13 protein-coding genes are annotated in these 13,913 nt (G+C 69.4%); 11 read left to right on the top strand and 2 right to left on the bottom strand.

All coding sequences use genetic code 11. The features are described 5' to 3' along the window. Positions 1-17 precede the first annotated feature (17 nt). Both VH567_RS11230 and VH567_RS11225 read right to left on the bottom strand, forming a co-directional pair. The gene (locus VH567_RS11230) at positions 18-773 is read right to left on the bottom strand and encodes a protein phosphatase 2C domain-containing protein (RefSeq protein ID WP_423326101.1); all 756 of its coding nucleotides are present in this window, start codon (positions 771-773) and stop codon (positions 18-20) included. 1 nt (position 774) lies between these two features. Then, complete coding sequence (locus tag VH567_RS11225; protein WP_423326099.1) at positions 775-1,455, bottom strand: vWA domain-containing protein; 681 nt, start codon at positions 1,453-1,455, stop codon at positions 775-777. Between the two features lie 362 nt (positions 1,456-1,817). Between VH567_RS11225 and VH567_RS11220 the strand changes: the two genes are divergently transcribed. From VH567_RS11220 to VH567_RS11170, 11 genes are all read left to right on the top strand, one after another. Then, entirely contained in the window at positions 1,818-3,329 is a 1,512-nt protein-coding gene (locus VH567_RS11220) for a phospholipase effector Tle1 domain-containing protein (protein ID WP_423326097.1), read from the top strand. A gap of 136 nt (positions 3,330-3,465) precedes the next feature. Further along, complete coding sequence (locus VH567_RS11215) at positions 3,466-4,191, top strand: DNA/RNA non-specific endonuclease (protein ID WP_423326095.1); 726 nt, start codon at positions 3,466-3,468, stop codon at positions 4,189-4,191. Then, complete coding sequence (locus VH567_RS11210; protein ID WP_423326093.1) at positions 4,188-5,072, top strand: hypothetical protein; 885 nt, start codon at positions 4,188-4,190, stop codon at positions 5,070-5,072. Before VH567_RS11215 ends, VH567_RS11210 begins: the two co-directional genes overlap by 4 nt. After that, positions 5,069-5,431, top strand: coding sequence for a hypothetical protein (locus VH567_RS11205; RefSeq protein ID WP_423326091.1), 363 nt, complete (start codon positions 5,069-5,071; stop codon positions 5,429-5,431). The genes VH567_RS11210 and VH567_RS11205 overlap by 4 nt, the downstream gene beginning before the upstream one ends. Beyond that, complete coding sequence (locus VH567_RS11200) at positions 5,428-5,838, top strand: ExbD/TolR family protein (protein ID WP_423326089.1); 411 nt, start codon at positions 5,428-5,430, stop codon at positions 5,836-5,838. The genes VH567_RS11205 and VH567_RS11200 overlap by 4 nt, the downstream gene beginning before the upstream one ends. Before the next feature lie 257 nt (positions 5,839-6,095). After that, positions 6,096-6,386 (top strand): hypothetical protein, encoded by a 291-nt coding sequence (locus tag VH567_RS11195; protein WP_423326087.1) that lies wholly within the window; start codon positions 6,096-6,098, stop codon positions 6,384-6,386. Positions 6,387-7,214: 828 nt separating this feature from the next. Then, positions 7,215-7,892, top strand: a complete 678-nt coding sequence (locus tag VH567_RS11190) for a vWA domain-containing protein (protein WP_423326085.1) — start codon at positions 7,215-7,217, stop codon at positions 7,890-7,892. Positions 7,893-7,897: 5 nt separating this feature from the next. Then, positions 7,898-8,659 carry a PP2C family serine/threonine-protein phosphatase gene (locus VH567_RS11185; protein WP_423326083.1) on the top strand — a complete coding sequence of 254 codons (762 nt, stop codon included), beginning with the start codon at positions 7,898-7,900 and terminating at the stop codon, positions 8,657-8,659. Beyond that, complete coding sequence (locus VH567_RS11180; protein WP_423326081.1) at positions 8,656-10,671, top strand: hypothetical protein; 2,016 nt, start codon at positions 8,656-8,658, stop codon at positions 10,669-10,671. Before VH567_RS11185 ends, VH567_RS11180 begins: the two co-directional genes overlap by 4 nt. Positions 10,672-10,896: 225 nt before the next feature. After that, on the top strand, positions 10,897-11,919 hold the full coding sequence (locus VH567_RS11175) for a hypothetical protein (RefSeq protein WP_423326079.1): 1,023 nt from the start codon (positions 10,897-10,899) through the stop codon (positions 11,917-11,919). A gap of 298 nt (positions 11,920-12,217) precedes the next feature. Further along, positions 12,218-13,912 (top strand): ShlB/FhaC/HecB family hemolysin secretion/activation protein, encoded by a 1,695-nt coding sequence (locus tag VH567_RS11170; protein WP_423326077.1) that lies wholly within the window; start codon positions 12,218-12,220, stop codon positions 13,910-13,912. The last annotated feature ends 1 nt before the right edge of the window (position 13,913 follow it).

The raw sequence follows: 13,913 nt of genomic DNA, 5'->3' as shown, positions 1-13,913 counted from the left end.
ATGCAGAAGCGACGGACTCATCGCAGGCAGGCGAGGATCAGCGTCTTGTCGTCGTCGGTCCGGGCGTTGACCGCGGCGGACGACAGGTAGTCGCCGAGCTTCCTCGACAGAGGCAGGTTCCATCCGGAGACCTCGGCCGCGGCGACGGGATCGCTCATTCCCGAGAAGAAGGGTCCGTGCGCACGCTCCGAGGCGAAGTCGAGGGCGAGGCGTTCGATGCCGTCGGTGAACGCGGCGAGCCGATCCACCGCGACGGCTTCGCGCGCTATGCGGACCCGGGGACCGCCGTCGTCGGTCAGGAAGAACGTCGTTGACGCGTACTCGCCCTGGGCGGGCCAGCTGACGGCACGCCAGGCGCCGGTGGCGGCGTCCCGGACCACCGCGGCGCCGTCCCCGACGTGCACCACCAGCGTATCCGATCCGTTCGAGATCATCATGACGACCGTCGTGGCGAAGTCCCTAGGTACCAGCTCCCGCCGCCGGGCGGCCGCGGCTATGCGGTCGCGGGCGAGATCTATCCAGTCCCAGACGTCGTCGTCGCTTGGCCAGCGACCCTCCGCCAGCGCATCGCGCGCGCACCGGGACAGGGCGCGGGCGGCGATCGCCGACCCCGCCCCTCCGCGCGCCGCGCTTCCCGCCCCGTCGCAGGCGACGAGGACCACCGTATCGGACGCTTCGACGAACAGCGTACGGAACGCGTCCTGACGCTTCTCCCCGAGCCGCTCGTGCGAGGTTCCACGCCGCGAGGCCGCAGCCCAGGTCCAGGACGGCACGTCAGTCGGCCATCGCCCAGCCGTTCGGCGCGGTGGGGTTGGCCAGCGCCACCCCCGGATCCCCTGGATTGGACCGGGATACCGCGCCGAGGGAGTTCGAGAGCCAGGCGAACAGTTCGCGGAAGGCCAGGCCCTTCAGCCGAAGCGGCTGACGGACGGCGATCTGCGAGAGCCTGCTCATGTCGGCGCCATCAACGCCGGCGGCATAGAACATGAACTCCTTGCGCTCCTCGCCCTGCCGGACGAGCTCCGCCGCCTTCTCCCAAGAGTCGGTCGGAGCGCCGTCGGTGATGAGGAATATCCACGGGCGGTAGAACGACACCCCGTTCTCCCGGTACGTGCTCTTGCGCTCCCGCAGCATCTCGATGCCGCGTTCGATCGCCTCGCCCATCGGGGTCAGACCCGACACCGACAGGTGCGGCGGATAGAACGTCGATGCGGTGGTGAAGTCCACGATCCTCTCCACCGGCCCGAAGGTCACAAGGCCGACCTCGACCCGCTTGGCCGCCAGCGGATCGGCGTTGAGCTCGTCGCGGAACGACTGCAGTCCGGCGTTCAGCTCCTCGATCGGTCGACCGTTCATCGAAGTGGAGGTGTCGAGCAGCAGCAGGCACGGGCAGCGTGGTTCGGTGTTCTCGGCGAACTCGGCGGCCCCGAAAGGCATCTGATCGAAGTCGGTCATCTTAACCCCTGAAATGCACGTCACGAAACTTCACGACGACAGGCTAGCAGATCGTCCGCCCGGTGAAAGGCGGTTGCGTGGCCGATTATCGGATCGAGCCGTTCTGCACGAGCAGCGTTAACAAACCGGACGCGTTCCAGTCGTTCCGATATCCGTTCGATCAGGTCCGGTCGTGGACGAGCGTCCACCGACCTGACGGCGAACGCCGCCCCGTTCGGTCTCGGCACCCACAGGGCCTTCCGCATCGGAGATCGCATCGATCGACACCGAGCAAAAGCAGCCTTCAGATCGAACTGTTCGTTCAGCACCGCCTGCTATACTGATCAGACGAACCCGAGACCGGGCCGCAACGGGAGCAGACCTTGCCGAAGACCGTGATGATCTTCTCGGACGGTACGGGACAGCTCGGCGGACTGAGCCCGGACCAGCGGTTGTCGAACGTGTACAAGATGTACCGCGCGATGCGTCCCGGTCCGGACTCGCCGATCCCTCCGTCCCGGCAGGTCGCTTTCTACGATGCCGGCCTCGGCGTGGGCGAGGTCGGGGGTCTCACCTTCCGGCGGATCCGCAACCTCCTGGCCGCTGCCGTGGGAACGGGGATCGATGTCAACGTGATCGACTGCTACGCCGCGGTGATCGCACGCCATGAACCGGGCGACCGCGTGTGCCTGGTCGGCTTCAGTCGCGGCGCCTACACGGTGCGCGCGCTCGCGAACGTCATGAACCTCTGCGGGGTGCCGACCCGATCGGCCGATGGCGGGCCGGTCCCGCGCCACGGTCCGCCCCTGCGGGCGATCGCCCGCGAAGCGGTCCAGCGGGTCTACAACCACGGGGCCGGAGCGAAGCGCGCCGCCTTCGAGACGCAGCGTGAGGGGCTCGCCGCCCGCTTCCGGGCGAAGTACGGCTCGGAGGGCGTCGGCATCGAGGGCGATCCGCAGGGCAACGTGCAGCCGCACTTCGTGGGCGTGTTCGATACCGTGGCCGCGCTCGGAAACAGGTCAGCCCTGATCCTCGCGACGATCGCCATGTTCGCGCTCGTGGCGGTCACCGTCGCGTTGTGGACGTCGGGCCTGGAGGTCCCCGCGACCGCCCTCGCCGTCCTCCCGGCGACGGCCGCCTACTGGGTCGCCCGTTCCGTGGCGAGCCAGGTGAAGACCTATCTCGACGACGAGCATCTGGCGATGTCGCCGTGGAACCCCCGCCGCCTGCTGTTCGCGATCAGGCACTCGCACGTCGCCTGGTGGAGCGGCAGCAACTACGACCGGTACGCGGACAAGGAGATCCCCTATCTGCGGCACGCGCTGTCGATCGACGAGGATCGGGCACGGTTTCCCCGCGTCGCGTGGGGCAGGCCCGTCGACTACGCATGGCATGCCGACCGGGGCCGCACGGACTGGATGGTCCAGGTCTGGTTCGCCGGAAACCATTCGGACATAGGCGGGAGCTATCCGGAGGACGAGTCGCGGCTTTCCGACATCGCCCTGGGCTGGATGGTGGAGCAGCTGCGCGGGGCGCTCGGCGACCACGTCGTCATCCTCGACGACAGGCTGACGACCTCTCCCGATGCGCTCGCGCTCCAGCACAGCGAACGCATCGGTACGCTGTACCCGCAGCCGGCCTGGCTGCGCCGGCTGACCGGGGATCGGCTCACATGGGGAAAGGGCGTGCGCGACGTCGACGTCAAGGCGCGCCTCCACCCGACCGTGTACGACCGACTGGCGGCGGCAACGGTGCCGCAGATGGACCGTGTCGCGCCCTACCGGCCCGAGGCGCTGAACGACCATGCAGCGGCCCGACGCGTCGTGACCGGCGTGCGGGCTGCCGGTGGAATCGCAGACGACCGGCGTTCGGACGGTGCGTCCCTCGATGACTGAGCCGGTCGAAACCGCATGCCGCCCCGTCACGGCGTCCGCTGGCTCCGAACCGGCGTCGCGCACTCCGTCCGGCATGCGCGGTCGGTGGAGTCGCCTGGGTCGGATCGTCGCGTGCTCCGCTCTCCTGGCGTCCGCCATGCCCGGCCAGGCACGGGACACCGGCGAGCTGCACACGTTCCACTGTCTGCACGGCTGCCCGATCGGTGCACCCGGCATCGACGACATCGTCGTCCGCGAGATCTACACCCTGGCCTCCAACGATCTGACGAAGATGGCCGACTGGGTCGCATACCGCGTCACGCCCGCCTCGATCGGACCATCCGGTACGAGGAGATGGTCCGCCGACCCGTGGCTGTCCCCCGAGGAGACGCTGGAGCCCGACGACTACGACGGCGCCCCCGGCGCGCTAGGCATCGACAGGGGACATCAGGCCCCCCTCGCGGCGTTCTCGGGCACCCCGTTCGCCGCCGACACGAACATGCTGTCGAACATAACGCCGCAGGGTGCGGGACTGAACCAGGCCGCCTGGCAGAGGCTGGAGGCCAGGGAGAACGATCTGGCGAAGAGCGCGAACATCGCGGTCTACGTGCTCACCGGGCCCCTCTTCGAGCGGGTGATGCCGGCGATGCCGGCTGCGGACGAGCGCCACCGCGTCCCATCGGGCTACTGGAAGGTCGTCGCCACCCAGGACGGCCGGTTGGCCGCCTTCGTCATGGACACGGCCGCCGCCCGGTCGCTCGATCACTGCGCTGCCAGGGTGCCGTTGGAGGAGGTCGAACTGCGGGCGCGGCTCGGCTTCTTCCCCCGCCTGGAGCAGCGCGCGTTCACCGACCTTTCGCCGGCGCTGGGATGTCCATCATGACGGCGCCCCGCCCCGCCCGGCTCCTGACGCTCGTCGTCATCGGCATGAGCGTCGCGTCCTGCGCGACCGCACCCTCGACCGACCTCACCGGCTTCGGGCGGACGGCGTCCGGTCTGCAGGCGGACGTCTCCACGACGTTCGCCGAGGCGAACCGTCTGACCCGGTCGGTGGAGGTGGACCGCTTCGTCCGCTCCGGCGCCATCGCTCTCTCGGAGCGACGCTTTCCGCCCGCCGTACCCGCCGACGTCGCCGCTCGCTGGCGTTCGGCGCTCGGCGATCTGGCTCGCTACGGCAACCTCCTCGCGACCCTGACGGGACGCGGCCGGGGCGCCGTGCGGACCGATGCCTTCAGGCAGCTCGGCGTGCAGCTCGCATCCGGGAGCACGGCGGTCGATCTCGATCCGGGCATCGCGGCGGGGTTCGCGTCCCTCGCCGGGGGACTGGTGGATCTCAGAGCGCAGAGCAGCGCTCGGGACATCCTCCGACGCACCGATCCCGACGTCCGCAGGCTGCTGACGGCCATGGCCGACGCGGTGGGTCGCAGCGATGCCGAAGGACTGAGGGGCACGGTCGCCTCCAACTGGACGACCGCACTGTCGACACATCAGCGCAGCTACGCCGCCGCCGCGACCGAGAGGTCGGAGGCACGGCAGCGGCAGATCGTCGCCGACTATCTCGCCGGGATCGATCGTCGCGACGCGCAGCTGGCTTCGCTCGCGGCCCTCCGCTCGTCCCTGCTGGGCCTCGCGGACGCGCACGCCGCCGCCGCCGCCGGCTCGCGGCGCCCGTTCGAGGAGCTGCTGAAGGACATGCGGGATCGGCTCGACCGTACGGAGACGACGTACGAGGCGATCGACGCCGCTGGGGAGGCCGGACGATGAACACGACGACGAACGGTCCGGTCTCGAACCAGGATCTGGTCGCGATGCACGGGTCGCTGATCGCACTGGTGCGACGGCTGGAGGAGTCCATCGACCTCGCGCCGACGGCGGCGGCGATCGGCGCCATCGTCGACCGGATCTCCGAGGTGAACGCCAGGGTCACGTCCACCGGTTCGCTGCTGCTGGTACGGCAGAGCGACGAGATCGCACGCCACGCCCACGCGGTCGCGGAGGTCATGCCACGCATCGAGGAGGAGATCGCCGATCTCGGGCGTCTCGAGCACGCGCTGGGCGCCGTCACCGCGATGCTCTCCACGGTCGATCGGGCCGTGCGCGTGGCCGAACTTCTCCGTCTATGACGACGTATCGCACATCGGTGAAGGCGCGCGCCGGGACGGCGACGAGCCTGCGCCGTACGAGGACGACGTCCTTGGCCGCAGCCGCGACGGTCGCGGCGTTCGTGCTGGCCACGGCCGGATGCGCGGGCGGAACGGCGGCGACGCCCTTCGAGGTCGTCATCCGCGGCACCTCCTCCTCGTGCGGCATCGAAGTCGACGGCCGCGAGGTGACGACCGACCAGCTGGTCGAAGCCGCAGGTCCCAACCGGGCCGGGAGGAAGGCCGTCCTGGTGTCGCCCGCCGGCGATGCGCCGTATCGCTGCATCGGCGGCGCGGTCTACGCGCTGCAGCAGGCGGGCTTCCGAAGGGTCGAGGTCGTCCCCGGGTCGCTCGCCCCGGCCGATGCGCGCGGGTCGCATCGACCGTAGCCTGATCACTGACGCCCCGCATCCTCGTTCCCACTCCTTCCCGGGATCGCAGACCGCCAGGATCGACGTCGGCGGAGCGCACGCCTCCTGCGGAACGACGGTCGACGCCTTGCCGACAGGACGCACGGGTCCGTCCGAGGGCCCGAAGACGACCGCCGCTCCGAGGGGCGAAGACGACCGCCGCCCCGAGGGCCGAAGAAGGAAGGGTCGATGAGGCAGGATCGTTTCGCAGGGCGAACGGAACTGAGAAAAAGCGGATGAGCAACGATCTGACGGTCACTCCTGCGGGCGGCGGCGGTCCCTACGAGGAGAGTCCCGAAAGGCGCGCCCGCCGCCTCTTCGACGAGATGGCCCGCAACATCGGACGCGAGGCCGTCAACCATCTCAAGGCGATGTATCCGGCCGCACTGGCCGCCGTACCGAAGACCGCGGAACTCTCGCTGACGAACAGGATCAGGAACGACGTCAACTGGCGGATGCGTCCGATGCTGGTGGCGATGATCGCCATGCACAAGGAATGGGACGAGGAGCTCGCGTCGGACGAATGACGCGGACGGAAGCGGATGCAGCGGCAAAACGCTTCGCCGTCGATCGATCGGCGTCGGCTTCCTCGGGGCGTACATCATGCGCATGCGTCCTGCATGACGCGACCCTCCCGCCGGATCCGCGACATGCTGGGACGATACTGTCGGAGCCGGTCTCTCAGCGTGCTGAACCGCAGTCCGGTCCTCTTCTCCGGACCCGCCGGTCACCCCGACGACGACCGCCGGACGCCGACCCTTGCCGTCGGGCGATCCAAACCGCGCTCCGCCGACCACGGGTCCGCGCGGGATCCATCGACTATCGTTCAGTACTGTTCTGTTAGGGGTGACATTCACGTCACCCTAGGGCGACGTGAATGTCACCCCTGTCCGGGCGTCACGTCGGAGTTCCACGTCCGGACCCGTCACCGCATGTTCGTCGACGCGGTCCCTGTGATCCCGGTACGGATGCGATGCCTCGATGGATGCCCTGCCGTAGGTCATCGTCCCCGATTTCCGCATTCCCAGCCCGGATCGCTCGTCAGGCGTGCCCGTCGTCCGATCGGAACAGCCGACGTGCCGCGACCTCGCGATGCCCTGTCGCGTCCTCCGCCGTCGTTGGAATTGCTACTCGAAAGCACGAACCGCAGACCGGACTCGAACCACCCTGCGATCCGCGGACGTCGACGGGCCGGCGACCGGTCGATCTCCCGCCGACCGGCGACAGGACCCTAGGAGTCCCGCGATCGTCGCCTCCAGTCCCGGAGAACGATTGGCGTACGACGGTCATGGTCATCATCTGTCGGCTACCACCGAGCGCCCCTTCAGCGGGCCGTTCCTTCAGAGGATGACGACATGAAAGACGACCAGATGCCCTTCGGCAATGCGGAGTTCGCCGACAACGCCGAGCAGCGGTGCCCGTGCATACTGCTGCTCGACACCTCGGGCTCGATGCAGGGCGATGCGATCGATCAGCTCAACGAGGGTCTGGCGTCCTTCCGCCGCGAACTCGCGGATGATCGCCTCGCCGCCAAGCGTGTCGACATCGCGGTGATCACCTTCGGCGATCGCGTCGATACGGTCTGCCAGTTCGGCACCGTCGAGACGTTCCAGCCGCCGCTGCTCGCGGCCAAGGGCGGCACGCCCATGGGCGAGGCCGTCGAGCGCGCACTGGATCTCCTCGATGCCCGCAAGGCGCAGTACCGTCAGAACGGCGTCCCCTACTATCGCCCCTGGATGTTCCTCATCACCGACGGCGCTCCGACCGACGAGTGGAAGCGTGCCGCGCGGGCGGTGGCGGACGCCGAACACCGCAAGCAGGTCGCGTTCTACGCGGTCGGCGTGGAGCGGGCGGACATGGATCTGCTCGGCGAACTCTCGGTCCGCGAGCCGCTCCATCTGAAGGGCCTCGCCTTCGCCGAACTCTTCCGCTGGCTCTCGAGTTCGCTGAGTTCGGTATCCAGGTCCAGCCCGGGCGCCGCGATCGCGCTGGCTAACCCTGCCGCCCCGGGCGGCTGGGCGACGGTGGATTGAGCCCGATGACGAAATGGAGTTGGGCCGCCGCGTCGCTTCGCGGCACGTCCCACGAGCGTTGCGGCGAGCCGCGACAGGACGCCTTCCGGATCGCCGCCCCGGCGGGCGATCCGGACTTCCTCACGATCGTGGCGTGCGACGGAGCCGGCAGCGCGTCGCATGGCGGCGCCGGCGCATCCATCGCCGCCTGGACGCTGACGTCCTGCGCCCGGACCTGGCTCTCGGTCCTCGGTCGTCTGCCCGAGGCGGACGCCGCGGCGTGCTGGATGCTGCTCGCCCGCGAGCGCATCGCGTCCGCCGCGGCGAAGCGTGGACTCGACCCGCGCGACTTCGCGACCACGGCGGTCGTCGCCATCTCCGACGGCGCGTCGACGGTCACGGCGCACGTGGGCGACGGCGCGGTGGCGGCGAGGAGCGCTTCGTCGGGCGGATGGACGGCTCTGAGCTGGCCCGAGCAGGGCGAGTACGCGAGCACGACCCGGTTCCTCACCGAGGAGGCCGGTCCCGCTCTCCGCTTCGCACGGCACGACGATCCGGTCGACCGCCTTGCGGTGATGACCGACGGGCTGGAGCGGCTCGCGCTCGACTTCCGCACCTGCGTCCCGCACGCGGCCTTCCTCGAGCCCATGGTCGCCCCCCTTACGAGTCGCGGGATCGGCGGCCACGACCGGGAGCTGTCGCGGGCGCTGGCCGTCTACCTCGCCGGCGATCGGGTGAACGAACGGACGGACGACGACAAGACCCTCGTCCTCGCGGCACGCTCGTGAAGGCGGTCTATCGCGGGCCGTCCGGCATCCTCGTGCCCGGCCTGAGGCTCGGCCGTGGAGGCGAAGGCGAGGTGTTCGCTCTGGCGGACGGCTCGCCACGCGCCATCAAGATCTACGCGTCGCCCGATGCCGCGCGCGAAGCCAAGATCCTGTCGATGGCGGCGGCACGTCTCGGGCCGCTCTGCCCCGGCGTCGCGTTCCCCGAGGAGGCCGCCTACGCGGGCGACGGTTCGTTCGCCGGCTTCGTCATGCCCCTCGTCGCGGAGGGACATCCCGTCCACGAGCTGTGCTCCCCCGGTTCGCGCCGCCGCGAATTCCCCGGAGCCGACTGGCGGTTCCTCGTGCGCACCGCGTTGAACACCGCCCGCGTCATGGAGCGGATCCACGCGACCGGTGCGGTGATCGGGGACGTCAACGGGTCCGGGGTGATCGTGTCCCAGCGCGCGGTCGTGTCCCTCATCGACGCGGACAGCTTCCAGTGGGGCGAGGACCATCTCTGTCGCGTCGGCGTACCGGAGTTCACGCCCCCAGAACTTCATGGACGGACCCTCGACGGGGTCGTGAGGACCGTGCAGCACGACTCGTTCGGGCTGGCGGTCCTCCTCTTCCAGCTCCTGTTCCTCGGCCGGCACCCCCATGCCGGCGTGCCCAGGCATCGTGAGCTCCCCCTCGTCGACGCCATCGTCCAGAACTGCTTCGCCTATTCCCGCATCCGATCCGTGCGCCTCGCCCCCCCGGGCGGCACCCTTCTGCCGGACGATCTCCCGCTGGGGCTGGCGACGCTCTTCGAACGGGCATTCGCCGGCGTCGGTCCCCGACCGCTGGCGCGCGACTGGATCGGCGAACTGGAGATCCTGGAGACCGAGATCACGCCGTGCGATCGCAAGGAGGGACACCACCGACCGACGCCGCGCGGCGGTTGTCCGTGGTGCCGCATCGAGCGAGATACCGGCTCTCCGACGTTCGGTTCGGGCATGTCGGCCGCATCCCTACCGCGCGCCGCGGCACCAGTGGCGTCCGCCATCCCCGAAGTGCGGAGGGTCCTGTCCAGGGCCGCCCGAGAGGCCGGCGAGGGGGTCCGGCCACCCGCCGCATCGGAACCCTCCGCGCCCGGCTACGCCGCGATCCTGACCCTCAAGCAGGACGGAAGGCCGGGAGCCGAGACCGCGAGGCAGTTCGTGGCGGCCCATCGGAAGGTGCGACGCGATCTGGACCGGACGGTCGACGCCTGGCGGAACCGGGTCGGTGCATGGACGGTCGTGAAGTCGGCCGCGGATCTCGCCGCCGCACTCGTGCGGCACGATGCGGCGGCCTTCGACCACGATGCCGCGCTTCTCGACGTGACGAGCGCTCTGCGCGCCCGACTGGTCGAGGACGAGCTGCAGCGCCTGTCGCTCACCGCGGCCGCCGTGCCCGGACTGGGGGAACGCGGCGTGGCGAGGCTGGCGTCCGCAGGCATCAGGTGCGCCGCCGATCTGAACAGGGCCGAGCTGGAGGCCGTACACGGCATGGGTGAGAAAGGCATCGTGGCGCTCCTGCTGTGGCGCGACGACGCCGTGGTGCGGATGGAACGATCGGTGACGCCGGCGCCGTCGGAGATCGCAAGGGCGTTCGACGAACGCCGAAGCCGATCGTTCGAGGACGAAGCGCGCCGAGAGCACGGTCTGGTCCGGCTCGCCGCCGAGCTGAACGCGGCCCTGGACGAGCTCGCCGTCCGCGCCGGATCGGAGGATCGCCGCCTCGAGGCGGCCGTCGACGCATACCGGGAGAGCCTGGCCGATCTGCGCCATCTCGGCCTGTCCGAGCGCGACGCTCCCGCGGACCAGACGCCGGTCGCGCAGAAGTCGGCGCCGAAGCCCCGCAGGTCGGGCACGGCGGCGTGCCCCGTCTGCGGCGGTGCCATGTCCAAGCGGTGGGCCCGCGGCGGCCCTAATCCGAACAGCTTCTTCCTCGGGTGCTCGAACTATCCCGCCTGCAGCGGATCACGGTCGCTCAGGCCGCGCAGGCCCTGAGCGGGAACGAAGGGCGCGGGCCGGCCTGCTCCGGGCGTGCGGCCCCTGTCGGAGGCCTTCTCCGCGGTGGTGCGGCATCGGCGGATGCCGGGATCGGAGTCGGTCAGAGGCTGCGGGCGCGTCGCATGCGTGCGCCGGCTGCCTTCGACCTCGGACCAGCCGCGTGACGGAGGTTGATGGGGATCGAGTTCGCGCGCGAACCCATCTCTTGGAGAAATCTTCAGCATGACCGAACGAACGGAACAGGACCGCGTCGATCTCAGCGGCGTCGCGCCGCAGCGACGCGAGACGGTTCGCCGCCGCATCGCGGCGCTGGAGGAGTACGATGGCCTGCGATACCGGACGTCGGCGGACCTGACACGCCTGTGCGAACCGCTCGGACTGTCGTCACCCAGCTTCTACAGGCTCTGGCGCTCGTGGCGGACGCTCCGGGATCCGGTCGCGCTTCAGGGTGGGAAGGCCATCCGCGGCATCAGGGATCCAGTCGGCGACGACGGTTTCGTGCGCGGACTCGTCGACTCCATGCCTCGGGACCGGTCCATCGAAGCGCAGGTCCTGGAGATCGAGAGGATCGCCGCGGCCGGAGCCGTGCGGGTACGGTCCCGGTCGGCGCTCCGCCGCCTGGTGCGTGAGATACGTGCGGAGACGACTCCCCTGCCGCTGGCCGCTTCTCCGGAAGGGACGATCGGTCTCGACGTCCTTCCGATCGAACTGTCCGTGGACGACGGTGGGCTGGCGACGCTCCCCCTGGCCACGATCGTCCTGCACCCGCGGACGGGCGCCGTGCTCTCGGCACTCCTTTCGCTCGACGCGCCCTCGCCGGCGACGATGGCAGCCGGGCTGGCCCGATGGCTCGACGCGCTGCCGACCGGGTCCGGCGGCACGCGGGTCGATTCCGCGGTCTTCCCCTTCGCCCGGGGCCCGGAATGGAACGGGCTGTGGAGCGTGCTCGGGCGCTACGGGATCGGAAGGGCGGAGCATGAAGGCATCCCGGCGCGGCCCGGGGGCGTCATCGAGGGATCGATCGGCCGCCGGCTCCTGGATTTCGACATCCGCCCCCGGATGACGCGCCGCCCGTCCGGGGAGAGGAGGCCGCTGCCACGTTCGACCCGTCTGGGCGGTCCGATCCCGCTCACCGAAGCGCAGGAGGCGATCGACGAGCGCGTTGCGGCGGAGGCACGTCCGGACCTGTACCATCCGGAAGGGCCGTCGCTCGCGTCGGAACTGCGGACAATGTCCGGATCGTAGCGATCGGTCGAAAGATAAACGGGCGGCACATACGCCACGTCCGGCCGACACGCATGTCCCTCATCGCAGCACGCCCGGAGCCGCTCTCGATTGCAGAGCAACAGCTGACGTGCCGGCATATTCGATCCGAAGTGACCCGGAGAATGGTCCGTTTTCAATGTAGTTCTTCGTGTTTCACCTCTTCGCGTGAATGTTGTTAACTGTCTGCCGCCTAACGATTCTGGCATTGATCGACCAACGATCTTGTAAAATTACGAACATCGAATGTATCGTGGTTTAGAATAGTAGGCGGGGCGTAATGACGATAGGATCGGCCAGAAGAAAGAGCGGCGGATCTTGTCGCCGGCGGGCGGGACGGATTGCCGCACTGACCGGCGTTATTCTGCTGTCGACGGCCGCAACGGCACAGGTTTCATCGCCCGCCGATCAGGAACAGGCCCGCATCCGCGCGCAGCAGCAGGCCGCGGAACGGGCGGCGCGGGAGGCAGCGCCGGTCGCAACGATCGACCGCGCCGCACCCGCGCCGCTGGGGCCTTTTCCGGTTGAGGCCGGCTGCTTCACGGTGCGCGACATCGTCGTCGAGAATGCTGGACGCGCAAAGCTGCGATGGGTGCCGGGGTTCGTCGCGCAGTATCGCGGGCGGTGCGTGGGGACGGCTGGTCTCGATTACATCATCCGCAGCCTGCAGGGCGCGTTTATCGAGCGTGGTCTGGTGACGACGCGCGCGGGCCTGCCCGAACAGGATCTGGCCAGCGGCACGCTGCGCATCGTCGTGGTGCCAGGCGTCGTCGAGGATATTCGGGTCAACAAGACAGGCAGAACCAAGGTTTGGGGTCGTGCGACGCCGGTCGGACGCGGCGACCTGCTCGATCTGCGTGCGCTCGAACAGGGGCTGGAGCAGATACGCAGCGTTCCCGGTCGAGCCGTCGCGGTCGACATCGTGCCGGGGGATGCGCCGGGCCAGTCGGTTCTCGACGTCACGGTAGACCAGGCGCGGCCGATCGCTGGATCGCTGTCGATCAACAACTTCGCCGGCGAGCGGGTCGGTCGCTATCAGGGCTCGGCGCAGATTGCCGAACTTGGGCAGCTGGGCTTTTCGGAGGTCATCAGCGCCTATTACAATCGCCGGACGGATTCGCCGGGCGTGCCCGCCGACAGTCGCGGCGTCGGTGGCTCGATCTCCGTGCCGGCCGGGTGGTGGACGTTCAACGCGAGCGGCTCCGCCAATCGCTACAGCCAGACCGTCAACGGTGAAGTCAGCAGCTTTGGGACACGTGGCACGCTCGACCGGGTCGCGATCGGTGCCGAGCGGGTCTTCTACCGCGATCAGACGACCAAGGACTCGATCAGCGTCGGGCTGGCCCGGCGATGGGGTCGCAACTTCATCAACGACGTCGAGATCGGCATCCAGCGGCAGGATCTCACCGATCTCGAAGTGCGGCTGATCGACCGGCGCACGTTCGGTGCGGCGCGCTTCGACGGGTCGGTGGGCGTCCGGTTCGGCCTCGGTATCCTCGGGGCGCAGAAGCAGCCGGACGATCGGCCCGATGCGCTGCCGAGCGCACGCTACCGGATCGTCAGCGCCGACTTCGGACTGTTCGTGCCCTTGGGCCAGGGCTTCATCGACGGGTACCGTGCCGAGTTTCACGGGCAGGTCAGCGACCGGAACCTGTTCGGCTCGGATCTCATCCAGATCGGCGGCCCCTACACGATCCGCGGCCTTGATACCGATACGGCCGAACTGGGGCGTGACGGCTTCTATCTGCGCCAGGAGCTGGGTGCCAAGATTACCGACGGGTTCCGTCCGTATGTCCTGTTCGACATAGGCGAGGTCCGCAAAGGGACCGGCGCACGCGGCGGCGCCGGCCTCGGCCTGAGAGCGCGGCGTGGGCCGTTCTTCGTCGACGTCTTCGGGGCGCGTCCGGTGTTCGGGCGCCAGATCCCCAATCGCAACCGCGTTCGGTTCGGCCTTTCCGCCGGGGTAGGATTTTGAG

This window comes from Sphingomonas sp. 4RDLI-65 (genome assembly GCF_049472435.1).
GTDB lineage: Bacteria > Pseudomonadota > Alphaproteobacteria > Sphingomonadales > Sphingomonadaceae > Sphingomonas.
The sequence above is the reverse complement of the archived record's forward strand: the minus strand, read 5'-3'. Positions and strand labels throughout refer to the sequence as shown.